General features: G+C 65.4%; 21 protein-coding genes. 15 read left to right on the top strand and 6 right to left on the bottom strand.

The genetic code is table 11. The annotated features are described in order from the left end of the window. The first annotated feature begins 86 nt into the window (after positions 1 to 86). The 15 genes from MWU77_RS18565 (at position 87) to nuoN (ending at position 18,529) form a co-directional block, all read left to right on the top strand. Positions 87 to 1,901, top strand: coding sequence for an Hsp70 family protein (locus MWU77_RS18565; protein ID WP_169686650.1), 1,815 nt, complete (start codon positions 87 to 89; stop codon positions 1,899 to 1,901). Between the two features lie 84 nt (positions 1,902 to 1,985). After that, on the top strand, positions 1,986 to 2,411 hold the full coding sequence (locus tag MWU77_RS18560; protein ID WP_169686652.1) for a response regulator transcription factor: 426 nt from the start codon (positions 1,986 to 1,988) through the stop codon (positions 2,409 to 2,411). Positions 2,412 to 2,611: 200 nt separating this feature from the next. After that, positions 2,612 to 2,971, top strand: coding sequence for an NADH-quinone oxidoreductase subunit A (locus tag MWU77_RS18555; protein ID WP_169686870.1), 360 nt, complete (start codon positions 2,612 to 2,614; stop codon positions 2,969 to 2,971). An 84-nt stretch (positions 2,972 to 3,055) separates the two neighbouring features. Then, positions 3,056 to 3,610 (top strand): NADH-quinone oxidoreductase subunit B family protein, encoded by a 555-nt coding sequence (locus MWU77_RS18550; protein WP_169686654.1) that lies wholly within the window; start codon positions 3,056 to 3,058, stop codon positions 3,608 to 3,610. After that, positions 3,607 to 4,356, top strand: a complete 750-nt coding sequence (locus MWU77_RS18545) for an NADH-quinone oxidoreductase subunit C (protein ID WP_247274445.1) — start codon at positions 3,607 to 3,609, stop codon at positions 4,354 to 4,356. The genes MWU77_RS18550 and MWU77_RS18545 overlap by 4 nt, the downstream gene beginning before the upstream one ends. 14 nt (positions 4,357 to 4,370) lie before the next feature. Then, positions 4,371 to 5,672, top strand: a complete 1,302-nt coding sequence (gene nuoD / locus MWU77_RS18540) for an NADH dehydrogenase (quinone) subunit D (RefSeq protein ID WP_247274524.1) — start codon at positions 4,371 to 4,373, stop codon at positions 5,670 to 5,672. After that, a complete protein-coding gene (gene nuoF / locus MWU77_RS18535; RefSeq protein ID WP_169686658.1) occupies positions 5,669 to 7,777 on the top strand; it encodes an NADH-quinone oxidoreductase subunit NuoF in 2,109 nt (702 codons plus the stop codon). Before nuoD ends, nuoF begins: the two co-directional genes overlap by 4 nt. Continuing rightward, complete coding sequence (locus MWU77_RS18530) at positions 7,774 to 10,224, top strand: NADH-quinone oxidoreductase subunit G (RefSeq protein ID WP_247274444.1); 2,451 nt, start codon at positions 7,774 to 7,776, stop codon at positions 10,222 to 10,224. Before nuoF ends, MWU77_RS18530 begins: the two co-directional genes overlap by 4 nt. Next, positions 10,221 to 11,531, top strand: coding sequence for an NADH-quinone oxidoreductase subunit NuoH (gene nuoH, locus MWU77_RS18525; protein WP_247274443.1), 1,311 nt, complete (start codon positions 10,221 to 10,223; stop codon positions 11,529 to 11,531). The genes MWU77_RS18530 and nuoH overlap by 4 nt, the downstream gene beginning before the upstream one ends. Then, positions 11,524 to 12,078, top strand: coding sequence for an NADH-quinone oxidoreductase subunit NuoI (nuoI, locus tag MWU77_RS18520; protein ID WP_247274523.1), 555 nt, complete (start codon positions 11,524 to 11,526; stop codon positions 12,076 to 12,078). The genes nuoH and nuoI overlap by 8 nt, the downstream gene beginning before the upstream one ends. Next, on the top strand, positions 12,075 to 12,908 hold the full coding sequence (locus MWU77_RS18515; protein WP_247274442.1) for an NADH-quinone oxidoreductase subunit J: 834 nt from the start codon (positions 12,075 to 12,077) through the stop codon (positions 12,906 to 12,908). Before nuoI ends, MWU77_RS18515 begins: the two co-directional genes overlap by 4 nt. Further along, positions 12,905 to 13,204, top strand: coding sequence for an NADH-quinone oxidoreductase subunit NuoK (gene nuoK, locus MWU77_RS18510; protein WP_054719375.1), 300 nt, complete (start codon positions 12,905 to 12,907; stop codon positions 13,202 to 13,204). Before MWU77_RS18515 ends, nuoK begins: the two co-directional genes overlap by 4 nt. A gap of 52 nt (positions 13,205 to 13,256) precedes the next feature. Continuing rightward, the gene (nuoL, locus tag MWU77_RS18505) at positions 13,257 to 15,149 is read left to right on the top strand and encodes an NADH-quinone oxidoreductase subunit L (protein ID WP_247274441.1); all 1,893 of its coding nucleotides are present in this window, start codon (positions 13,257 to 13,259) and stop codon (positions 15,147 to 15,149) included. 15 nt (positions 15,150 to 15,164) lie between these two features. Beyond that, the gene (locus tag MWU77_RS18500) at positions 15,165 to 16,865 is read left to right on the top strand and encodes an NADH-quinone oxidoreductase subunit M (protein WP_247274440.1); all 1,701 of its coding nucleotides are present in this window, start codon (positions 15,165 to 15,167) and stop codon (positions 16,863 to 16,865) included. Next, complete coding sequence (nuoN, locus tag MWU77_RS18495; protein WP_308198821.1) at positions 16,862 to 18,529, top strand: NADH-quinone oxidoreductase subunit NuoN; 1,668 nt, start codon at positions 16,862 to 16,864, stop codon at positions 18,527 to 18,529. The genes MWU77_RS18500 and nuoN overlap by 4 nt, the downstream gene beginning before the upstream one ends. 132 nt (positions 18,530 to 18,661) lie before the next feature. Here the strand turns inward: nuoN and MWU77_RS18490 are convergent, their stop codons facing one another. From MWU77_RS18490 to MWU77_RS18465, 6 genes are all read right to left on the bottom strand, one after another. Further along, positions 18,662 to 19,234: a hypothetical protein gene (locus MWU77_RS18490; protein ID WP_247274439.1), complete on the bottom strand. Its 573-nt coding sequence runs from the start codon at positions 19,232 to 19,234 to the stop codon at positions 18,662 to 18,664. Between the two features lie 634 nt (positions 19,235 to 19,868). Continuing rightward, positions 19,869 to 20,306, bottom strand: coding sequence for a DUF302 domain-containing protein (locus tag MWU77_RS18485; protein WP_247274521.1), 438 nt, complete (start codon positions 20,304 to 20,306; stop codon positions 19,869 to 19,871). Between the two features lie 28 nt (positions 20,307 to 20,334). Beyond that, positions 20,335 to 20,604, bottom strand: coding sequence for a metal-sensitive transcriptional regulator (locus MWU77_RS18480; RefSeq protein WP_247274438.1), 270 nt, complete (start codon positions 20,602 to 20,604; stop codon positions 20,335 to 20,337). Positions 20,605 to 20,829: 225 nt separating this feature from the next. Further along, entirely contained in the window at positions 20,830 to 21,144 is a 315-nt protein-coding gene (locus MWU77_RS18475) for a rhodanese-like domain-containing protein (RefSeq protein ID WP_247274437.1), read from the bottom strand. Positions 21,145 to 21,211: 67 nt separating this feature from the next. Beyond that, complete coding sequence (locus tag MWU77_RS18470) at positions 21,212 to 22,090, bottom strand: sulfite exporter TauE/SafE family protein (protein WP_247274436.1); 879 nt, start codon at positions 22,088 to 22,090, stop codon at positions 21,212 to 21,214. Further along, a complete protein-coding gene (locus MWU77_RS18465) occupies positions 22,078 to 22,692 on the bottom strand; it encodes a rhodanese-like domain-containing protein (RefSeq protein WP_247274435.1) in 615 nt (204 codons plus the stop codon). The genes MWU77_RS18470 and MWU77_RS18465 overlap by 13 nt, the downstream gene beginning before the upstream one ends. Positions 22,693 to 22,696 lie beyond the last annotated feature (4 nt).

Genomic DNA, 22,696 nt, shown 5'->3' with positions numbered 1-22,696 from the left:
CGCGGGTCACCGTTGCCTCGCGACCCACGGCAACCCGGGCACGGGCCAGAAGTTTCGTGCGGAGCGTAGTACTAGTCTCCTGAATCATGAGTGATGAACGATGGTGGCTCGCGATCGATTTCGGGACGTCGAACACAGCGGCCGCACACACCCGTACAGGCGACGGCTCGATCCATCCGGTATCGCTCACCCATCGCTCGAACCTATTGCCCTCGGCGGTGTTCGTACGCGCGGACAGCGAGATTCTCACCGGCGCCGCCGCCCAGAATGCGGCAGCCGGCCACCCGGAGGGTTTCGTGCCCGCGCCCAAACGCCTGATCTCGCAGCCGTTCATCCGGACCGGCCATGTGGACCTGACACCGCCACAGATGATCGCGGCAGTGTTGCGCAGCGTGATGCGTCGAGCGGCGGTACTGCACAACGGCGTGCCGCCCGAGCGCGTCGTACTCACCCACCCCGAAGCGTGGTCGCATGCCACTGTCGCGGTGCTGGTGGACGCGGCCTCGCGAGCGGGAATCGAACCGTCCACGATCACCACCGTGTCGGAACCCCGCGCGGCCGCCTACTACTACACCCGCACCGCTCGGCTGCCGCCCGGTACGGCGATCGCCGTGTTCGACTTCGGCGGGGGAACCGCTGACGTCGCGGTACTGCGGATCGCAGACTCCGGGGCGTTCGACGTCGTGGCCGCACGGGGCGACAATGCTCTAGGAGGCAAGAACTTCGACGCACTCATCCGACGCTGGGCCCTCGACCATGTGGCCGACCGCGACGCCACAGCACGCGCCGAATTCGCCGACGGGGCGCCCGGAAGCATCGAGGCGATCCGCGCCCTCGATGAGGCTGCCCGCGGCGCCAAGGAAGTGCTCTCCGAGACACCCTCGGCAACGATCACGGTCGTCGGATCCAGATCCCGGACGACCCTGTCGCTGACCCGGCCGGAGTTCGATTCGCTGATCCGCCCGCAGGTGGAGTCGGCGGTGGACCTCGTCCGAGACACGCTCGCTGATGCCGGTATCACGCCCGGTTCCCTGCACGCCCTCTACCTGACCGGCGGATCGTCGCGGATTCCGCTTGTGCACCAGGAATTGTCGCGGATCGCTCGGGTCGCGACACTCGACGATCCCAAGACCGTGGTGGCGCAGGGTGCGCTGATCGCTGCACGGCACATGTTCGCGTCGGACCGCGACCCTGTAACGGATCAGAACCCGGGTGCAGCCCCGAGCCGTGTCGCCGCCCGACCGTCCACGACCCCTGTGGCGGGTCCGAACCTTCCCGAGCCGTCGTCCAGTACTTCCACGCGCAACAGTCGTCGGGGACTGATCGGGGGCGCGGTCGCCGCGCTCGTCGCCGTCGGTGTCGTGATCGCGTGGGCCGCTACGCGCAGCGATTCGGTGGATCCGCAGACGGTTGCCGGTCCATCGACGGGCGTCAGCACAGTGACGGTCGCCCAGGAACCCACGACAACGCGCGCCCCGACGACGGCACCTGTGTCGACCACCCACGCCCCGCTCACGACCGCATACGTCACCACGGCACGGACCACCAGCGCGAACTCGCCGCGGGGAGTTGTCACGGTGGCCGACGCGGACGCACAGGGTTTCGTCGACGAGGTGGGTCCGCGGTGCAACGCGGACAACGAGGCCCTCGGTATCGCACGCACCACGGCCTCGCTCATCGTCGTATGCAGGACCGGCGCCGACCGCCTGTACTACAAGGGGATCAGGGTCGAGGACGGATCCGGCATAGAGATAGACGACCCGATCGTGGTCGCGGACGGATTCGAAGTCACCAACGCCGGAGTGACCTACCGGTTCGACGACAGGGCCCTGCTCATCACCGAAGGGGGAACGGAACTGGCGCGAGAACCCATGCTCGAATTCTGGTCGGTCTACGACTGAGCAGGCCGGCCGGTTCGGCGCGACACGCCGTACGGGTCCGACCGAACGGTCCGGTGGCGTCGGTGACGATCTAGCATCGGGCCCGTGAGTGATGCCGAGAGCCGTCCCGCAACTCTGAAGATCCTCGTGTACAGCGACGACGCCACTGTGCGCAGCCGCGTACAGGCTGCCTTGGGCACGACCCTGCACCCCGACCTTCCACCCCTCGAGTACACCGAGGTCGCAACCGCCCCCGTCGTCCTCTCGCACCTCGACGCGGGCGGGATCGATCTGGTGATCCTGGACGGTGAGACTGCGCCCGCCGGTGGCCTGGGGATTGCGAAGCAACTCAAGGACGAGATCGACCCGTGCCCGCCGGTCGTTGTGATCATCGGGCGTCCCGACGACACCTGGCTCGCATCGTGGTCGCGGGCCGAGTCCGTCGTAGCGCACCCGATCGACGCGATGAAGCTCGGTCGCGAGGTCGTCCGCCTCCTGCTGCCCGGCGCCGATCCGGCACCCGCACGCTGATCCGATCCGCCTCTGCCGGGGCGCAGAGACTACTCCTCCTGAGGAGCCCGAACGGGCGGACACGCCGCGCCGAAGAATGCGTGTCGAATCCTGGACAAGTCCCGCGTCATCGGCACTAGTGTGTGTGCCGTGGCTCACAGGATGTCCGAATGTCCGACGGCCACACGACCGGGGTTCGACGTTCGGAACCGGAGGTGCCGATGAACGTCTACGTGCCGATTCTGGTGCTCGGCGCAATTGCGCTCGCGTTCGCGCTCTTCTCCGTCGTGGTGGCGAGCATCGCCGGTCCGAGTCGCTACAACCGGGCGAAGCTCGATGCCTACGAATGCGGCATCGATCCGACACCGCAGCCCACCGGAGGCGGCCGATTTCCGGTCAAGTACTACCTGACGGCCATGCTGTTCATCATCTTCGACATCGAAATCGTCTTCCTGTACCCCTGGGCGATCCATTTCGATGCGCTCGGGATGTTCGGTCTGCTCGCCATGGCCCTGTTCATGTTCAACGTGTTCGTTGCATATGCCTACGAGTGGAGACGCGGTGGCCTGACATGGGATTGACGGAAGTCCTCCGAAGAATCACTCCGTAAATCGATTGCACCCGAATAAGATCCACAATCTTGTCGAAGGTGGTAAGAGTCGGATATGGGTCTCGAAGAGAAGGTCCCGAGCGGATTTCTGCTCAGCACGGTCGAAGTCCTCGCCGGCTTCGCCCGTAAAGGGTCGTTGTGGCCCGCCTCGTTCGGTCTGGCCTGCTGCGCAATCGAGATGATGTCGACCGCGGGGGGACGTTTCGACATCGCCCGATTCGGTATGGAGGCCTTCCGAGCATCACCGCGACAGGCCGACGTAATGATCGTCGCCGGACGTGTAAGCCAGAAGATGGCACCTGCACTCCGTCAGGTCTACGACCAGATGGTCGAACCGAAATGGGTTCTGTCGATGGGCGTGTGCGCATCATCAGGGGGCATGTTCAACAACTACGCGATCGTGCAGGGGGTCGACCATGTGGTGCCGGTCGACATCTACCTGCCGGGATGTCCACCGCGCCCGGAGATGCTGATCAACGCGATTCTGGCGTTGCACGACAAGATCCAGCACATGCCGCTCGGAGCCAACCGTGAAGAAGCGGTGCGCGCGGCAGAACAGGCCGCGCTCGCTCAGCGTCCGCTCATCGAGCTGAAGGTGCCGCGCCGATGACCGACCCCAACTCACCGGATTCGGCTGCGCCGGAAGTCATCGCGCAGCGCCGCGGGATGTTCGGTATCCACGGGAGCGGGGACACCAGTGGATACGGCCGGCTCGTGCGCCGTGTCGCTCTGCCGGACAGCAGCCCGAGACCGTTCGGTGGTTACCTCGACGATCTCGCCGACACCGTCGAAGATGCCCTCAACGACGCGGGCGTCGAAGATGCCCCCAACGACGCGGGCGTCGAAGATGCCCTCTACGACGCGGGGCCCGCCGGATTCGAGGCCGCCGTGGAGAAGATCGTCGTGTTCCGGGGAGAGATGTCGGTGCACGTGCGCCGCGAACATCTCGTATCGGTCGCCCGCGCTTTGCGCGACCATCCCGCCCTACGCTTCGAACTGTGCCTCGGCGTCAGCGGCGTGCACTACCCCGAGGACACCGGCCGCGAACTGCACGCGGTATATCCGCTGATGTCGATCACCCACAACCGTCGCATCCTCGTCGAGGTCGCCGCGCCCGACGCAGATCCGCACATTCCGTCGCTACACGCCGTCTACCCGACAACGGACTGGCACGAACGTGAGGCATACGACTTCTTCGGTCTGGTCTTCGACGGTCATCCGTCGCTCACCCGGATCCAGATGCCCGACGACTGGAACGGACACCCGCAACGCAAGGACTATCCGCTCGGTGGAATCCCCGTCGAGTACAAGGGTGCACAGATCCCGCCACCGGACGAGCGGAGGGCCTACAGTTGACGAACGACGCTGCGATGGAGTCGGACACGGGAACAACCGTCTACGACGCGGTGGGCCAGGACTGGGACGAGATCAGTGCTGCAGCACGCGCCGCAGGAGAAGACCACATCGTGGTCAACATGGGCCCGCAGCACCCGTCCACCCACGGCGTACTGCGTCTGATACTCGAGATCGACGGCGAGATGGTGACCGACGCCAGATGCGGAATCGGTTATCTCCACACCGGAATCGAGAAGAATCTCGAGTTCCGCAACTGGACGCAAGGCGTCACGTTCGTGACCCGCATGGATTACCTGTCGCCGTTCTTCAACGAGGGCGCCTACTGCCTCGGTGTCGAGAAGCTCCTCGGCATCACCGATCTGATCCCCGAACGCGCGTCGATCATCCGTGTGATGCTCATGGAACTCAACCGCATCTCGTCTCACCTCGTGGCCCTCGCCACCGGTGGCATGGAACTCGGCGCCACCACACCGATGTTGTTCGGGTTCCGTGAACGCGAACTCGTCCTCGAAGTGTTCGAAATCGTCACCGGTCTGCGCATGAACCATGCCTACATCAGGCCCGGTGGTCTCGTGCAGGACCTCCCCTCCGAGGCCGTGCCCAAAATCCGCGACCTGCTGAAACTCATGCCGAGCCGATTGCGCGACATGGAGTTACTGCTCAACGACAATCCGATCTGGAAGGCGCGGACCGAGGGGATCGGATACCTCGACCTCACCGGGTGCATGGCGCTCGGCGTCACCGGCCCCGTACTGCGCGCCACGGGACTCCCGCACGATCTTCGCCGGGCACAACCGTACTGCGGATACGAGAATTACGAATTCGACGTCGTCACCCACACCGGAAACGATTGCTACGGCCGCTACCTGATCCGGGTAGAGGAGATGTGGGAGTCCCTCAAGATCGTCGAACAGTGTCTCGATCGGCTGCGGCCGGGGCCGGTGATGGTGCAGGACAGGAAGATCGCGTGGCCGGCGCAACTGGCGCTCGGCGCCGATGGACTCGGCAACTCGCTCGAACACATCCGCACGATCATGGGCACCTCGATGGAAGATCTCATCCATCATTTCAAACTCGTCACCGAAGGTATCCGGGTGCCCGCCGGTCAGGTGTACGTCGCGGTCGAGTCGCCCCGTGGAGAACTCGGAGTGCACATGGTCAGCGACGGCGGTACCCGCCCCTATCGAGTGCACTACCGCGACCCGTCGTTCACGAATCTGCAGGCAGTCGCCGCGATGTGCGAGGGCGGCATGATCTCCGACGTGATCGCCGCGGTCGCCAGCATCGACCCGGTGATGGGGGGAGTGGACAGATGAGCAGTACCGAGCACATCGTGCCGGCCGAACCGGTGTTGATTCCGTTCGGCCCGCGCCCGGAGGAAGACGTCCTGCTCGTACGGCCGGGCGATCGTCGTAGCTATCCCGACGATGTCCGCGTCCGCCTCGACGTCGACGCCCTGGAGATCATCGCCCGGTATCCGCAGAGCAGGTCGGCGCTGTTGCCGCTGCTGCACCTCGTGCAGTCCGAAGACGGTTACGTCTCCCCGGCGGGTATCGAGTTCTGTGCCGGGCATCTCGGGTTGACCGGGGCCGAGGTAGCCGCCGTCGCCACGTTCTACACGATGTACCGCAGATCTCCGACCGGCACCTACCACGTCGGTGTGTGCACCAACGCGTTGTGCGCGACCATGGGCGGCGACGACATCTTCGCCACGCTCTGCGACCGCCTCGGTGTGGACAACGGCGAGACCACGACCGACGGCGCGATCACGCTCGAACACATCGAATGCAATGCCGCATGCGACTACGCGCCGGTGATGACCGTCAACTGGGAACTGTTCGACAATCGCACCGTCGACTCGGCAACGGCGCTCGTCGACGATCTGCTGGCCGGGACGCCCCCCGAACCCACACGCGGCGCGCCGTTGCGGACTTTCCGCGACACCGCGCGTCTCCTTGCGGGGTTTCCGGATACTCGTCCAGGGGCACTCGAAGCCGGAGGCAGCGCTGGTGAGCCGTCGGTCGTCGGTCTGCGCGTCGCTCGAGACAAGAAGATGAAGGCGCCTCCCGTCACCGACGACCCCGTCGTGCACGATGAGCCACTCGACTCCACCCTGACTCCCGTGCTCACCGAATACTGGGACGAGGACCGGTCCTGGACTCTCGAGACATACCGGCGCCACCGCGGGTACGAGGCACTGCAGGTCGCGCTGCACAAGGATCCCGACGAGGTCATCGACGACGTCAAACAATCCGGTCTGCGTGGACGCGGTGGGGCCGGATTCTCGACCGGCACCAAGTGGTCGTTCATTCCTCAGGGCGACGGAAAGCCGCACTACCTCGTCGTCAACGCCGACGAATCGGAACCGGGCACCTGCAAAGACATCCCCCTGATGCTCGCGACCCCGCACGCGCTCATCGAAGGTGTCATCATCTCGGCGTACGCGATCCGCGCAGCGCGCGCCTTCATCTATCTACGCGGTGAAGCGGTACCGGTACTGCGACGGCTGCAGGCCGCCGTCGCCGAAGCCTACGACGCCGGATATGTCGGCCGCGACATTCTCGGCTCCGGCTTCGACCTCGAACTGGTTGTGCATGCGGGCGCCGGTGCATACATCTGCGGGGAGGAAACCGCCCTGCTCGACTCCCTCGAGGGCCGTCGCGGACAGCCACGTCTGCGACCGCCGTTCCCCGCGGTCGCGGGTCTGTACGCATGCCCGACCGTGGTCAACAATGTCGAATCCATCGCGAACGTGCCACCGATCATCCGCAACGGTGTCGAGTGGTACCGCTCGATGGGTACCGAGAAATCCCCTGGCTTCGCCATGTTCTCGCTGTCGGGCCACGTCAACAACCCAGGTCAGTACGAGGCCCCGCTCGGTATCACCCTGCGCGAACTACTCGACCTCGCCGGTGGCGTGCGTCGCGGGCACCGTCTCAAGTTCTGGACACCGGGGGGCTCGTCCACTCCGATCTTCACCGACGAACACCTCGACGTTCCACTCGATTACGAGAGTGTGGGGGCAGCCGGGTCGATGCTCGGCACCCGCGCACTGCAGATCTTCGACGACACCACGTGTGTCGTCCGCACCGTGCTGCGGTGGACGGAGTTCTACGCGCACGAGTCGTGTGGGAAGTGCACCCCGTGCCGCGAGGGGACGTACTGGCTCGAACAGATCCTGCACCGGCTCGAACACGGACGCGGCACCGAAGCCGACCTCGAGAAACTACTCGACATCGCCGACAACATCCTCGGCCGCGCCTTCTGTGCGCTCGGTGACGGCGCCACCAGCCCGATCACGTCCTCACTCGCCTACTTCCGCGATGAATACATCGCACATTTCGAGCACGGAGGATGCCCGTTCGAGCACCGCCTGGCAACGCTGCCCGGTGTGCACGCGATCGGAGGAGAAAGCCGATGACCGCCGCAGCCGAGACGGGAGCCGACGGCACGACCCCCGTCGACCTCGTCACCGCCACAATCGACGGAAGCGAGATCACAGTCCCCAAGGGGACTCTGGTGATCAGGGCCGCCGAACTCATCGGTATTCAGATCCCCCGGTTCTGCGACCATCCGCTCCTCGACCCGGTCGGAGCGTGCCGACAATGCCTCGTCGAGGTCGAAGGACAGCGCAAGCCGCTTGCCTCCTGCACCACCGTCGTCACCGACGGGATGATCGTGCGTACGCAGGCCACATCGCCCGTGGCCGACAAAGCGCAGCAGGGCGTGATGGAACTGCTGCTCATCAATCACCCTCTCGACTGCCCGGTGTGCGACAAGGGCGGTGAATGCCCGCTGCAGAACCAGGCGATGTCCAACGGCCGACCGCAGACCCGCTTCGAGGACGTCAAACGTACCTATCCCAAACCGATCGCCATCTCGTCGCAGGTTCTTCTCGACAGGGAACGATGTGTGCTCTGCGCCCGGTGCACCCGGTTCTCCGATCAGATCGCCGGCGACCGGTTCATCGACATGCTCGAACGAGGTGCCCTGCAACAGGTCGGTATCTACACCGAGGAACCATTCGAATCGTATTTCTCCGGCAACACCGTGCAGGTCTGCCCGGTCGGTGCGCTCACCGGCAGTTCCTACCGATTCCGGGCCCGGCCGTTCGACCTGGTCTCGACCCCGAGTGTGTGCGAGCACTGCGCCGGAGGCTGCGCGCAACGCACCGACCACCGTCGCGGATCCGTGATGCGCCGTCTCGCCGGCGACGATCCCGAGGTGAACGAGGAATGGAACTGCGACAAGGGACGATGGGCGTTCACCTATGCCGGTGAACCCGACCGGCTCACCGGACCGATGATCCGAGACTCTGCAGGAGTCCTGGTCCCGGCGTCGTGGCCTGCCGCGCTCACCGTTGCGGCCAGGGGGCTCACTGCCGCCCGCGGCAACGCGGGTGTGCTGACCGGCGGACGCCTCACCTGGGAAGAGTCCTACGCATACGCCAAATTCGCACGCATTGCGCTCGGGACCAACGACATCGACTTCCGGGCACGCGTACACACCGGAGAGGAGACCGGATTCCTCGGGAGCCGGATCGCAGGTACACGGATGTCCGTGACATACGGCGACCTCGAGAAGGCCCCTGCCGTGCTCCTGGCCGGTCTCGAACCGGAAGAGGAGTCACCCCTGATCTTCCTGCGGTTGCGCAAGGCCGTCCGAAAGCGGGGGACGGCGGTGTGGTCGGTGGCGTCGCATGCGAGCCGAGGGTTGGAGAAGATGTCCGGGGCCCTTCTCGAATGCGTCCCCGGTGATGAGGCCCGAGTGTTCGACGACCTGTGCTCCGGGGGGTGTCCGGAACTCGCTGGGCAGCTGCGGGGGGACGGCGCGATCATTCTGGTAGGGGAGCGGCTCGCTGCAGCGCCCGGCGCACTGAGCGCGATCGTGCGCGTCGCCGACGTGACCGGTGCACGGCTCGCGTGGGTGCCTCGCCGCGCGGGCGACCGAGGTGCGCTCGAAGCAGGCGCTTTCCCGACCCTCCTTCCAGGTGGACGGGCAGTCACCGATGCCGAGGCGCGACGCGAAGTCGAATCGGTTTGGGGCACAGGCCCCGACATACAACCGATACCCGAGGGTCCCGGTCGCGACACTGCGGGCATCCTCGCTGCCGCGGCAGCCGGCGACCTCGCCGCGTTGGTGGTCGCGGGCGTCGACGTCGCCGACCTACCCGATCCGCACGCTGTCCGCGCCGCACTCGACTCCGCGGCGTTCCTCGTCGGCCTCGACATCCGCCGCAGCGACATCACCGACCGGGCCGACGTCGTTTTCCCGGTCGCCCCCGTCGTCGAAAAGGCCGGAACCTTCCTGGACTGGGAAGGACGTGAGCGGCCGTTCCCGGTCGCACTACGCGACACCGGGGCATTGTCCGACCTCCGCATCCTCGACGCACTTGCCGAGACGATGGGCATCCCGTTCGGCATCCGCGATGCGGCAGCCGCCCGAGCCGAACTCGTCGAATTGGGGCAACGGCGCAGTTCCCACGTCGAGTTTTCTCCAGCAAGGCCGGTAGCGACACCGAAACCTGTTCTGGGTGAGGCGGTTCTGTCGACGTGGCGAATGCTCCTCGACGCCGGACGCATGCAGGACGGCGAACCACACCTTGCCGGGACCGCGCGGGCACCCGTCGCGCGCATGTCCGCCGCGACCGCTGACGAGGTGGGTGTGCGTGAGGGCGACCCACTGACGGTATCGACGGAGCGTGGCGAGATCACCCTCCCCGCGGTGATCGATACCCTCCCTGATCGCGTCGTGTGGATTCCCATGAACACTGCCGGGTCGGAAGTGCACGAACGACTCGCCGTCGACGCAGGAGCGATCGTGCGGATCCGCGCCGCAGCAGCCGCCGGTGAGGAGGCACGACAATGACCGTCGGAGCATCCCCGAGCGTCAGCGCGCACGAAGTCGACCTGTCGATGTTCGGCATCGATCCGTGGTGGCTGGTGATAGCCAAGGCAATCGTGATCTTCGCGTTCCTCGTTCTCACCACGCTCGTGCTGATCCTGGCCGAACGTAAAGTCATGGCCTGGATGCAGATGAGGGTGGGGCCCGACCGGGTGGGCCCGAAAGGCCTGCTCCAAACCGTCGCGGACGGTATCAAACTCGGCCTCAAGGAAGGCATCACACCCACTGGCGTCGACAAACCGATCTACTTGCTGGCACCGGTCATCGCGACCGCACCCGCGTTCATGGCCTTCGCAGTGATCCCGTTCGGTCCTTCGGTGTCGGTGTTCGGACACATCACACCGTTGCAGTTGACCGATCTTCCGGTCGCCGTCCTCTACATCCTAGCTGTCACCTCGGTGGGGGTCTACGGCATCGTCCTTGCAGGCTGGGCGTCCGGGTCCACCTACCCACTCCTCGGCGGGCTGCGTTCGACGGCACAGGTGATCTCGTACGAGATCGCCATGGGCCTGACCTTCGCGGCGGTGTTCCTGCTGTCCGGCACGATGTCGACGTCGGGGGTCGTCGCCGCGCAGGACGGTCTGTGGTACATCGTGCTGCTGATTCCGTCGTTCCTGATCTATTCGGTGTCGATGGTCGGCGAAACCAACCGTGCACCGTTCGATCTCCCCGAGGCCGAAGGCGAACTCGTCGGAGGTTTCCACACCGAATACTCGTCGCTGCGCTTTGCCATGTTCATGCTGGCCGAATACGTGAACATGACCACCGTCTCGGCGCTGTCGACCACGATGTTCCTCGGCGGCTGGCACGCACCCTGGCCCTTCAACATGGGTAGCTGGGCGAACTCCGGATGGTGGCCGGTGCTGTGGTTCATCCTCAAGGTGTGGGCTGTGCTGTTCGTCTTCGTATGGCTGCGCAGCACGCTTCCGCGACTCCGATACGACCAGTTCATGGCATTGGGATGGAAACTGCTCATCCCGATCGCCGTGATCTGGGTGATGGTCGTCGCTGTCGTACGACAGCTCGCAGACGACGACATCCTCCCTCGCTCGGCGACCCTGATCGTCGCCGGCGCACTCCTCACCGCAGTGGTGTTCGCCTACCTGACGTTCCGTTCCCGCCGAGGCGATCGACAACGGCGCGCGCCGAGCCCGCCGAGTAGGTCCGACTTCGACCCGATGGCCGGAGGATTCCCGGTTCCGCCGATCCCGGCTCCGTCCGCGCAAGCCACATCCAAGGAGGCGAGCGATGCCCGAAAAATCGATGTCTGAACTGTTGGGTCCGCTGGCGGGTTTCGGTGTGACCCTCTCGACGATGTTCAAGAAGCCGAACACCGAGTTCTACCCCGAGGTGAAAACGCCGACCGCGCCGCGCTATCACGGCAGGCATCAACTCAACCGTTATCCGGACGGGCTGGAGAAATGCATCGGCTGCGAGTTGTGTGCATGGGCGTGCCCGGCCGACGCGATCTTCGTCGAGGGTGCCGACAACACCGAGACCGAGCGTTACTCGCCGGGCGAACGGTACGGCCGGGACTACCAGATCAACTACCTGCGCTGCATCGGCTGCGGCCTGTGCATCGAAGCGTGCCCCACGCGTGCGCTGACCATGACCAACGATTACGAGATGGTCGATGACAACCGCACCGACCTCATCTACACGAAGGACCGGTTGCTCGCTCCCCTCGAACCCGGAATGGCTGCCCCGCCGCATCCGATGGCGCCGGGAGCAACCGACGACGACTACTACCGCGGTACCGTGGCCGCGCCCGACGCCTCCTCGAACAGAGCTGACGGTGACGCGGAGCAGGCATCGTGACCGCCGCTGCGCTCGCGGCCGACGCGACGTCGACCGGGGAGGCGGTGCAGTTCTGGATCCTCGGCACGGTCGCTGTGGTCGGGGCGCTCGGTGTGGTCGGCGCAGCGAAAGCGGTCTACTCCGCGCTCTTCCTCGCCATGACCATGATCGTGCTCGCGATCTTCTACATCGCGCAGGGCGCATTGTTCCTCGGTGTAGTCCAGGTGGTCGTCTACACCGGGGCCGTCATGATGCTGTTCCTGTTCGTACTCATGCTGGTCGGTATCGACTCGTCCGACTCGCTCGTGGAAACCCTTCGAGCGCAACGACTTCTCGCCATCGTGGTCGGACTCGGATTCGGGATCCTGCTTGTCGGCGGCCTCGGGAACGCAGCGACCACGGCGTTCGTCGGTCTCGACGACGCGAACGAGGCGGGCAACGTCGAAGCGCTCGCCGAACTGCTCTTCCTCGACTACGTATGGGCCTTCGAACTCACCGGAGCGCTCCTGATCACCGCAACTGTCGGCGCGATGGTGCTCGCACACCGCGAACGCGTCCGGCCGCGGGAAACGCAACGGGAGTTGGCCGAACGCCGGTTCAGAGAGGGTGGTCGGGTCACCCCACTGCCCCCGCCCGGTGTGTATGCACGGCACAACGCAGCCGACGTCCCGGCACTGCTGCCCGACGGCTCGTTCTCCGACGAGTCCGTCGGGCCACTCCTCCGTCGGATCGGCCGCGGCTGGGAACCAACCGACCTGGGAGTGCCCGGTCCGGCGACCCTTCGGGAGAGGGGACGCCCCCCGGAGGAAGACCCGGTCCGGCAGACCACCAAGAAGGGGGATCAGGTGTGAATCCGGAGAACTACCTTTATCTGTCCGCGCTGCTGTTCACGATCGGCGCATCCGGAGTGCTGCTGCGACGCAACGCGATCGTCGTGTTCATGAGCATCGAACTGATGCTCAACGCTGCCAATCTGGCGTTCGTCACGTTCGCCCGGATGCATGGCAATCTGCACGGCCAGGTGTTCGCGTTCTTCACGATGGTCGTGGCGGCCGCGGAAGTGGTGGTGGGACTCGCGATCATCGTCACGATCTTCCGGAGCCGCCGTTCGGCGTCGGTCGACAACGCCAATCTCCTCAAGTACTGACCGTCAGGACGGTGAGTGTGACCGCACAGGAAGCGACGAGAGGACGTGTGTCATGAGCTCGTCGATCGCCACGATCATCTGGCTGATTCCGGTTCTGCCGCTCGTGGGCGCCGCCGTACTGCTGCTGGCCGGGCGCCGCAGTGACCCGTGGGGGCATCTGCTCGGATGCGCCACCGCGCTCGCCTCGTTCGTGCTCGGACTCGTCGCCTTCGCCGACATGCTCGGCGCCGCGACCGCGGAACGCACAGCACAGAAGACCCTGTTCGTGTGGGTTCCCGTCGAGAGCCTGCAGGTCGACTTCGGTCTGCAGCTCGATCAGCTGTCGATGTGCTTCGTCCTCCTCATCACCGGGGTGGGTTCGCTGATCCACCTGTACTCGATCGGCTACATGGCACACGACCCCGCCCGACGCCGTTTCTTCGCGTACCTGAACCTGTTCCTCGCCACGATGTTGCTGCTCGTGCTCGCCGACAACTTTCTCGGCCTCTATCTCGGCTGGGAGGGCGTCGGATTGGCGTCGTACCTTCTCATCGGGTTCTGGCAGCACAAACCCACCGCGGCTACCGCGGCGAAGAAGGCATTCGTGGTCAACCGTGTCGGCGACATCGGTCTGCTCATTGCCCTCATGGTCATGTTCGCGACTTTCGGCACGCTGTCGTACGACGAGGTCTTCGCTGCAGTTCCCTTCGCGGACCAGGGCACGATCACCGCACTCGGCTTGGCGTTACTACTCGCCGCATGCGCGAAATCCGCGCAGCTGCCGCTCCAGTCGTGGCTCGGCGACGCGATGGAAGGTCCCACACCCGTGTCGGCGCTGATCCACGCCGCGACCATGGTCACCGCAGGTGTCTATCTCATCACCCGTGCCCACGCGATCTTCGATGCAGCACCCGCGGCGCAACTCGCGGTTGTCGTCGTGGGCACCGCGACACTCCTGTTCGGTGCGATCATCGGTTGCGCGAAGGACGACATCAAGAAGGCGCTCGCTGCGTCGACGATGAGCCAGATCGGGTACATGGTGCTTGCGGCGGGGCTCGGCCCTGCGGGCTATGCCTTTGCGATCCTGCATCTGCTCACTCACGGATTCTTCAAGGCCGGCCTGTTTCTCGGCGCCGGATCGGTGATGCACGGGATGAACGACGAGACCGACATGCGACGCTACGGAGGTCTGCGCACGCTCATGCCACTGACGTTCGTCACATTCGGACTCGGGTATCTCGCGATCATCGGCGTCCCTCCCTTCGCAGGCTTCTTCTCCAAGGACAAGATCATCGAAGTGGCGTTCGCCGAGCCCGGCGCGAAGGGCGTGATTCTGGGTGCCGCTGCTCTGCTCGGCGCAGGCCTGACCGCCTTCTACATGAGCCGCGTGATGATCATGACGTTCTTCGGGGAACGTCGTTGGAATGACGATGCCGATCCTCACGAATCCCCGGGCATCATGGTGTGGCCGATGATTCTGCTCGCCGTGGGCTCGGTCGCAGCCGGTGGCTTGCTCGTTCTCGGTGGGTCACTGCAACATTGGCTCGAACCGGTCGTCGGGTCCGCGCATCACGAGGGTGGTCTGCCGGTGTGGCTGGTCACGCTCATGACACTCGCGGTGGTCCTCGTCGGTGTCGGAGTCGCGTACCGGGAGTATGCGACCCGCCGGATCCCCGACACGGCCCCCGACGATGTGTCGGCGCTGACCGTGGCAGCGCGCAACGACCTCTACGGCGATGCGTTCGACGAAGCGGTGTTCATGCGACCAGGCCAGGGCATGGTGCGCACGCTGGTCGCAGTCGAGAACACCGGTGTGAACGGCGTCGTCTCCGGAATTTCGGGTGTTGTCGGCGCCCTGTCCAGTTCGTTGCGACGCCTGCAGACCGGCTTCGTCCGGTCCTATGCCCTGTACATGTTCGCCGGTGCGGCCGTTGTGGCCGCAGCGATGATGTTGGTGCGGTTGTGAGGGGGTGAGCCGAGCATGAACGAAGTTCCGTGGTTGACGATTCTGTGGGTGCTCCCGGTTGCCGGTGCCGTCGTCGTTCTCGCGTTGCCCGCTCGGATGCGGACCTTCGCCAAGAGCGTCGCCGTTGTTGCCGGTCTGCTGACCCTCGCGGTCGCGGTGGTGCTCGCGGCGTTGTTCGAACCCGGCGGCGAGCAGTTCCAGTTCGTCGAATCGCACACGTGGATCCCCGCGTTCGGCGCCGGCTACACGCTCGGCGTCGACGGCATCGCGCTGGTACTCGTGCTGTTGACCGCGGTGCTGGTACCGCTGCTCCTCGTCGCCGGATGGGACGACGATCGCCATGCCAGCGTGGAGGCCGCCCCCGCTTCCCGCCCCCGGGCCGCGCACACCTACACAGCGTTGATCCTGCTCGTCGAGGCGATGGTGCTCGTCTCCTTCGTCTCCCTGGACATCCTGCTGTTCTACATCTTCTTCGAAGCGATGCTCATCCCGATGTATTTCCTCATCGGCGGCTTCGGCGGTCGCGGCAGTGAACGGGCCCAACGCTCCAGAGCGGCGGTGAAGTTCCTGATCTACAACCTGTTCGGCGGTCTGATCATGCTGGCCGCGGTCATCGGGCTGTATGTGGTCACCGCGCAGGCCGGGCTGGGGGAGTCGGGCACCGTCGGTACGTTCGACTTCCGACGCATCGTCGACGCAGCATCGTCGGGTGAGCTCGGCGCGACTCCCGCCGTCCTCAATGCGCTGTTCCTCGGATTCATGTTCGCGTTCGCTGTCAAGGCGCCGCTGTGGCCGCTGCACAGCTGGCTACCCGACGCCGCGGTGCAGACCACCCCGGTGTCCGCGGTGCTGATGATGGCGGTGGTCGACAAGGTCGGCACATTCGGGATGCTCCGGTACTGCCTGCAACTGTTCCCCGACGCCTCGGTCTACTTCGCACCGCTGGTCGTGACCCTGTCGGTGATCGGCATCGTCTACGGCGCGATGCTCGCAATCGGGCAGACCGACGTGATGCGACTGATCGCGTACACCTCCATCTCGCACTTCGGGTTCATCATTCTCGGGATCTTCGCGATGACCAGTCAGGGCCAGGCCGGGTCGACGCTGTACATGGTCAACCACGGCATCTCCACCGCTGCGCTGTTCCTGATTGCAGGGTTCCTCGTCTCGCGGCGCGGATCTCGTGCGATCGCGGCGTACGGAGGAGTCCAGAAGATCGCCCCGATTCTCGCAGGAACGTTCCTCGTCGCGGGTCTCGCGACGTTGTCATTGCCGGGTCTCGCACCGTTCGTCAGCGAATTCCTCGTCTTCGTCGGCACCTATCCGCGGTATCAGGTCGCGGCGATCATCGCGACCATCGCGCTGGTCTTGTCTGCGATGTACGTCCTCTGGCTCTACCAGCGCATGATGGGCGGACCGGTGCGCCTCTATCCCGGATCAGCACCGGAGGCGCCGCAGGACCAGGATGCGGTCGAGACGCACGGAACCTCGATCACCGATCTCGTCCCCCGCGAGATCCTCGTCGTGGCCCCTTTGATCGCCCTGCTGATCGTCCTCGGGATCTACCCGAGACCGGTGCTGGACGTGATCACTCCCGCGGTGGACCACACGCTCGTGACGGTCGGCGAGCAGGATCCCGCACCGATTGTTCCACCCGAGACACCAGTGGCCGAAGGTGAGACCGTCGTCGGCTCCGGAGGAGGTACGCACAAGTGAGATCCTTCGACAGTCTCGACCGTACTGCCGTTCTCGCGCAGGCACTTCCCGCGCCCGATATCGACTACGGCGTGCTCAGCCCGATGCTCATCGTGTTCGGGGTCGCGGTGATGGGTGTCGTGGTCGAGGCGTTCGTACCCGTTCGCGGACGTTACGCGAGCCATCTCGCGCTCACGTTCGGGGGACTCGTTGCAGCGCTCGTCGCGGTTGTCCTGCTTGCGGGGACCGAGAGCACGACGGCGGCCGGTGCGGTCGCGATCGACGGCCCGGCTCTGTACCTGCAGGGCGTGATTCTGGTGGTGTCTGTCCTCGCGGCCCTGCTCATTGCCGAACGGGGTATCGAGGGTGCCCGGACCGCGGTGGATGCCGTGGTCGCTTCGGATGCCATGGTCGCCTCGGACGCCGCAGGCGCATCGGTCGGTGCCGGATCGGACCGGGCCCCGACCGACGCGTTCGCTCCGCAGGCCGCGGCGGTACCCGGTAGCGCCGCCGAACGCGAAGCCATCGAGGCGGGCATCACACGTACCGAGGTGTTCCCGCTGGCGTTGTTCGCAGTCGGTGGCATGATGCTCTTCCCCGCCGCGGATGACCTGTTGACGATGTTCATCGCACTCGAGGTGCTTTCCCTGCCGCTGTATCTGCTGTGTGGGCTGTCGCGGCGACGTCGACTGCTGTCGCAGGAGGCGGCACTCAAGTATTTCCTCCTCGGCGCGTTCTCGTCGGCGTTCTTCCTCTACGGTGTCGCGTTGCTCTACGGCTACGCGGGAACGATCTCGCTGACGGGAATTGCCGACACCGTGGAGTCCGGTGGTGGCAGTGACAACATCGCCCTGATCGGTGTGGGTCTGCTGTCGGTGGGCCTGCTGTTCAAAATCGGTGCGGTGCCGTTCCATTCGTGGACACCCGACGTCTACCAAGGCGCGCCCACCGCAGTGACCGCATTCATGGCCGCAGCGACGAAGATCGCGGCGTTCGGGGCGCTGCTCCGCGTGCTCTATGTCGCGGTGCCGGGGCTGAGCGAGGAGTGGCGCCCGGTCCTGTGGGCCGTGGCCATCGCCACGATGCTTGTCGGGGCTGTTCTGGCAGTGACGCAGACCGATGTCAAACGGATGCTGGCGTATTCGGCGATCAGCCATACCGGCTTCGTGCTCACCGGTGTCGTCGCCGCCAATGAGCAGGGCATCTCGTCGACGCTGTTCTATCTGGCCGTCTACGGGATCGGCACCATCGGTGTGTTCGCGGTGGTCACCCTGATCCGCGACCCCGACGGCGAAGCCTGGGACCTGTCGCGCTGGGAGGGAATGGGACGTCGTTCACCGGTGCTCGGCGGCGCGTTCGCACTGTTCTTGTTGTCGATGGCAGGGATCCCGCTCACCGGCGGCTTCATCGCAAAGCTGAGCGTGTTCAGCGCTGCGATCTCGGGTGGCGCGGTGCCGCTGGTGATCGTCGGCGTGGTCGCGAGCGCGATTGCCGCCTACTTCTATGTGCGGGTGATAGTGCTCATGTTCTTCCGCGATCCACCGTCGGATGCCCCCGCGATCGTGATGCCGAGCGTGCTCACGACGGTCACCATCGCAGTGACCGCCGTGATCACGCTGCTGCTCGGTATCGTGCCGCAGCCGCTGCTCGATCTTGCCGGGCAGGCAACCGTCTTCCTGGCGTGAGCGGTCCGGCCACGTGATCGGTTCGAGGAGTCCTCGCGGTGCTGCGTCAGCCGCTCGACACCCGGGAGATCGGGGCTCGTCGGGCAGCACGGAGTAAGACCAGTTGTGGCGCCGTCGATCACGCTGCGGACCTCATTCTTCGTGGCCGAGTGGATTCCGATACACGGTGGAGCAACCACTCTCGCGGACGAGAACATCGTCGAATGCGGCGATCAGGCCGTCTGGGAACCACCGCGCGCCGTGATCGCTGCTGGTCGCGACGACCGTCAGGTTGCGGGTTCGTGCCGTGGTCACCAGGCCGGTCAGACGCTGACGGTCGGGGGGATCCAACTTCGCGATCGTTGTGGAGAGTCCTGCGAGGAGCAGTAGTCGTCGTGGCCCGGCGCCTGCTGAGTCCAGTTCGGCGAGCATGCGACCGATCTCGTCCGGGTCCGCTGCCCAGGACGAGACTCGCTCTCCTGCGTCGCGATACCCGGCGAGCCAGTGATGGCGATGATGTGGATCGGCGACGAACAATTCATGGGTGCCTTTGGACAGGACGCCCGTCGCCATGAGGGTGAGTGGCAGGTTGGGGAAGTTCTCCGTGTCGCGTTGGTGCACGAGGAGGTTGCGTCCGGCAGTCACTGTCCACGCCACGGTGTTGCCCTCGCCGTCGCGCCCGAAGGGAATGGCGAGACTGTCCGCCCGATCCTGTGAGCGACACACCGTATTGATCCGGGCGTTGTCGGCGCGAGGCCGGCCGGAATGCGACCGAACCGCGTTTGAACAGCTTCGATGCGTGGGCGGGATGACGGGATGCGCCATGTCGTGGTCCGTTCCATGTCGGCGATGTCCGAATCTGTGTTCGATACCGCAGTCAGGTTAACGGCACCCACCGACACTCGGCTGTGGGGCGGGTCCACCTCGACTGTTGCGGTTCCGCTGGCGCTGTCGGAGCGGTACCACCGGTGTCGTGATCGCGTGGCCGACCGGCATCTCGACAACTTTGTAGTCGCGGTGACTTGTCGGTGTCCGCCAGCGCATACACTGCCGAAGGCAACGCGCTGTGCAGTCCATCTCCGTTGGAGGTGAGCCCGGTCTGGCACGCTGACTGCGGTGATGACATTCGAGACGTGGAAGCAGGGAAATTCGGTCGAGCGTGTGGTTTCCCACACGATTGACGTGGGGCGGATTCTGTGGGGTGCGACCACTGCGATCGCGTCGCGGCGGGGCTGCAACGCATTGGGGCGGTCCGCGCTGCGGATCATGCTGTGAACGGGCGTGGTCGGGTCGACCTGCTGCGTCTGGTGCGCAAACCGGCACCATGGATCGTCCCACCGAAGTGTCGAGGGTGTCAGTTCTATGCTGTATCTGCTTGCAGGGAGTCGATGGCGGCCTGCAACGCCGTGGTTGCGTTGTCGGCGACCTCCGCGAGTCCCGGTCGATCGGCGACCTGAACCATCATCTGCGGGTTCATCGCGTCGACCACCACCGTTCCGCGGGCCTCGGGATCGGTGCGGACCACGACGTTGCAGGGCAGCAGGAGTCCGATCTGCCGGTCCACGGTCACCGCGCGATGTGCCAGTGGCGGATTACAGGCGCCGAGGATGACGTAGTCCGCCATGTCCTCGCCGAGCTTCGCCCTCAGAGTGGCCTTCATGTCGATCCCGGTGAGAACGCCCATGTCGATCCCGGTGAGAACGCCGAATCCCTGTTCCGACAGTGCTTTGCGGGTGCGCTCGATTGCGTCGGCGAACGAAGTGCGCAGGGTGGTCGAGAGTGCGAGTGTCGTGAGTATCCTGCTTTCTCTGCGGAGGGGGTGGGGGTCAAGCGAGAGCGAGGAAGAGCTTCTCGAGCTCGCTCTCGGCCATTTGTTCCTTGCCATCCTGGGCTGTTCCGGTGAGGCGTTCCCGTAGACCGCTCGCTATAATCTTGAATCCGGCGCGGTCCAGGGCACGCGAGACTGCGGCGAGTTGGGTCACGACATCTTTGCAATCGCGGCCTTGTTCGATCATCGTGATCACTCCGCCGAGTTGCCCCTGTGCGCGGCGCAGCCGGTTGAGTACCGAAGCGATACTGTCTTCGTCGCCGACCATGGCACATCCTTTGCTGGTTCTGTCGCCCGTGGACCCCCTGGGGGTATCGCTCCTGGGTGTGAATTGTGCGACCGGACCTGCCTCGGCCGACGATGTGCATGGCACCCACGCGAGCGGGCGCAAAGCCTGTCGGCCGGCAGACTTCGGCTCCGCCGATGAGGTCGAGTTCGCGGGCGCAGTCGATTTCGTTGTTGACGGGAGCGACGATGCGTTCGGCCGCCGTTCTCAGGGAGTGGGCCCACGGCGGACCTCCCGACCCGCGGAGATCCATGCCCGGGTTCCGCCTGCCACGGACACTGCAGGGCGTCCGGCGGCTTCGAGGATCTCGGCCCCGCGCTTGCTGCGATTGCCGGACGCGCAGATTACATAGACGGTGTCTCCCGGCTGGACCTCGCCCACGCGGGCACTCAGTTCAGAAAGCGGGATGGACCGGGCGCCCGAGACATGGCCCTCGGTGTACTCGTAGTTCTCGCGGACGTCCAGCACCGGAGCTCCGGACTCCCAGGCCCGGATAAGCGCGGCGATGTCGACTTCGTGCACGGTGGCCTCCTCGATTCAGGTCTGTCTCATAGGAACAGAAGGTAGGTGGGGGTTGTCGTTCTTCGGCTCAGCCTGCCGCGACGGAGGCGCGAGAGCCTCCCCAGAGCTGCTGGAGAGGGCAGTGCTCTCTGCGGCTGCAGACATAGGTGACGCCTGCGGCAACCATGATGAGTGCTGCCGCAGCGATCCCGACAGCGGGGTGGATCTCCTGCGCGAGGATGACCGAGGACATGACCAACACGAACCACCCGAAGCTCTTGCGCAGGGTGTCCGGATCGACCAGCGAGGTCAGGCGGCCACCTATCAGACTGCCCACCACGGCGGCGCCGGTGACCATCGCTGCCAGACGCCAATCGATCTGCACGGTGGACAGGTATCCGCCGAGCCCGGCGAAGGACTTCATGGCGATCACGATCAGCGACGTGCCGACGGCGACCGGCATCGGCAGCCCGCCCAGCAGCGCCAGGGCGGGCACGACGAGGAAGCCGCCGCCGGCGCCGACCAGGCCGGTGACCAGGCCGACGATCACGCCGTCGAGCAGGATCTTTCCCACGGGCATGACCGTGTTGCCGTCTCCGGCCACAGCCTTGGTCTTACGGCCGCGCAGCATCGCGATCGCGGTGGCGATCATCATCACGGCGAAGGCGAGCAACAGGACGGTGCCCGGGATGAAGCGCGAGAGCAGACCGCCACCGTACGCGCCGGCCATGCCGGCCAGCCCGAACAGGATTCCGGTACGCCACTGGACGCGGCCGGCGCGCGCGTGGGAGATCGCACCGACCGCGCTGGTGACACCCACGACCAGCAGGGACGTGGCGATCGCTTCCTTGGCATCCATCCCAGCGACGTATGCCAGAAGGGGGACGGTGAGAATCGAGCCTCCGCCGCCGAGCAACCCGAGAGTGACACCGACCAGGACCGCGAGAGATACGGTCAGCGTGACCATGTCATTTTCCTTTCGGCCGGGCAGGACGGGCCCCCTGTCAACTGGGCGACGACGTTCTGGAGATCGTGCGTTGCCCCGCGGTTGTAGGGCAGCTTGGACAGCAGCATGCCCATCGCGCAGGTATCCGACAGTGCCGCGAAGGTCAATCCGCCGCCGATTCCGGCAGCGAGCCACTTGAGCTTCGGTACGGCGACGCTGCCGAGCACCGAACCCAGTACGAGCGAGCCGGCAACAAGCCGGACCTGGCGTTCGAGATCCCAGCGATCGGCACCGCGGTTGACGGGAAGCCCGGCCGATTCCCAGCCGAGCATGCCGCCCTCGAGTATGTGAAGGTTGAACAAGCCTGCTTCGCGCAGAGTCTCTTCAGCTTGGCCGGCACGCTGGCCGGAGCGGCACACCAGCACGACGTTCTCGTCGAGATGGGCGCAGAACTCGTCGCGATGCTCGCGCAGCAGGTCGAGGGGGACGTTGTAGGCGCCAGGGATGTGCACCGACTCGAACTCGCCCGGAGTCCGGACGTCGACGATCCGTACGTTCTTGCCGGAGTCGAGCATCTCGCGCAACGAGTGCGAATCGACAGTGCTGGCAGCGGGCTCGATCATGGGT

The organism is Rhodococcus sp. F64268 (genome assembly GCF_023015605.1).
In the GTDB taxonomy this organism is placed as follows: Bacteria; Actinomycetota; Actinomycetes; order Mycobacteriales; family Mycobacteriaceae; genus Rhodococcus.
This window is presented reverse-complemented; position numbering and strand designations above follow the sequence as displayed.

Bases quoted from the DNA above. Each gene is read 5' to 3' on its own strand.
- nuoF (WP_169686658.1), top strand. From the start codon at position 5,669: ATGAGCAGTACCGAGCACATCGTGCCGGCCGAACCGGTGTTGATTCCG.
- MWU77_RS18470 (WP_247274436.1), bottom strand. From the start codon at position 22,090: ATGGTCACGCTGACCGTATCTCTCGCGGTCCTGGTCGGTGTCACTCTC.
- MWU77_RS18545 (WP_247274445.1), top strand. From the start codon at position 3,607: ATGACCGACCCCAACTCACCGGATTCGGCTGCGCCGGAAGTCATCGCG.
- MWU77_RS18555 (WP_169686870.1), top strand. From the start codon at position 2,612: ATGAACGTCTACGTGCCGATTCTGGTGCTCGGCGCAATTGCGCTCGCG.
- nuoI (WP_247274523.1), top strand. From the start codon at position 11,524: ATGTCTGAACTGTTGGGTCCGCTGGCGGGTTTCGGTGTGACCCTCTCG.
- MWU77_RS18465 (WP_247274435.1), bottom strand. From the start codon at position 22,692: ATGATCGAGCCCGCTGCCAGCACTGTCGATTCGCACTCGTTGCGCGAG.
- MWU77_RS18530 (WP_247274444.1), top strand. From the start codon at position 7,774: ATGACCGCCGCAGCCGAGACGGGAGCCGACGGCACGACCCCCGTCGAC.
- MWU77_RS18565 (WP_169686650.1), top strand. From the start codon at position 87: ATGAGTGATGAACGATGGTGGCTCGCGATCGATTTCGGGACGTCGAAC.
- nuoD (WP_247274524.1), top strand. From the start codon at position 4,371: ATGGAGTCGGACACGGGAACAACCGTCTACGACGCGGTGGGCCAGGAC.
- nuoH (WP_247274443.1), top strand. From the start codon at position 10,221: ATGACCGTCGGAGCATCCCCGAGCGTCAGCGCGCACGAAGTCGACCTG.
- MWU77_RS18480 (WP_247274438.1), bottom strand. From the start codon at position 20,604: ATGGTCGGCGACGAAGACAGTATCGCTTCGGTACTCAACCGGCTGCGC.
- MWU77_RS18550 (WP_169686654.1), top strand. From the start codon at position 3,056: ATGGGTCTCGAAGAGAAGGTCCCGAGCGGATTTCTGCTCAGCACGGTC.
- MWU77_RS18500 (WP_247274440.1), top strand. From the start codon at position 15,165: ATGAACGAAGTTCCGTGGTTGACGATTCTGTGGGTGCTCCCGGTTGCC.
- nuoL (WP_247274441.1), top strand. From the start codon at position 13,257: ATGAGCTCGTCGATCGCCACGATCATCTGGCTGATTCCGGTTCTGCCG.